Here is a 701-nt window from a genome sequence, read left to right as displayed (position 1 = left end):
CGGTCCAGTTCAACAGCCTGGACGCCGAGGCGCTGCAGGCGCTGGGCTCGGCCCAGCTGCGCGCGCTGACCAGCGCCGAGATCCGTGGCATGGGCGCCGCCCAGCTCGCGGAGCTGAGCACCACCCAGTGGGCGCAGCTCGGCAGCCAGCAGCTGCAGGCCTTGTCCACCGCGCAGATCGCCGCGCTGGCCACCGAGGACCTGCATGCGCTGAGCGCCGCGGCGCTGGCCGGCCTCGGCAGCGCGCAGTTCGTGGCGCTCAGCGCCAGCCAGCTCGCCGCGCTGGGCACCGACCAGCTCGCCGCCGTCGGCGGCAGCACGCTCGCCGCGCTGAACAGCGACCAGCTCCATGCCTGGTCCAGCAGCCAGGTGCAGGCGCTGTCGGCCACGGCGCTGCACAGCCTCAGCTCCGCCCAGCTGCTGGACTTCAGCGCCACGCAGATGCGCGCCTTCACCAGCGCCCAGATCGCCGCCATCACCACCGACGCCATCCCCGCGCTGCGCGGCGCCCTCTCGCTGCTGGGCAGCGACCAGCTGGCCGCCCTCAGCGCCGCCCAGCTGCCCGCCTTCGGCACCGCCCACTTCCACGCGCTGACGCCCACGCAGCTCGCGCTGCTGGGCACCGGCGCGGTCTCGCTGCTGACCGCCGCCCAGGTCCACGCGCTGGACAGCACGCAGAGCCGCGCGCTCACCAGCACCCAG

The 701-nt window shown here is 75.0% G+C and carries 1 pseudogene; it reads left to right on the top strand.

What is annotated here, in order from left to right:
- Positions 1–701: pseudogene (locus B0W88_RS34190) on the top strand (heme utilization protein); the annotation flags it as partial.

The sequence above is a fragment of the Pelomonas sp. KK5 genome (assembly GCF_001984095.1).
GTDB lineage: Bacteria > Pseudomonadota > Gammaproteobacteria > Burkholderiales > Burkholderiaceae_C > KK5.
This window is presented reverse-complemented; position numbering and strand designations above follow the sequence as displayed.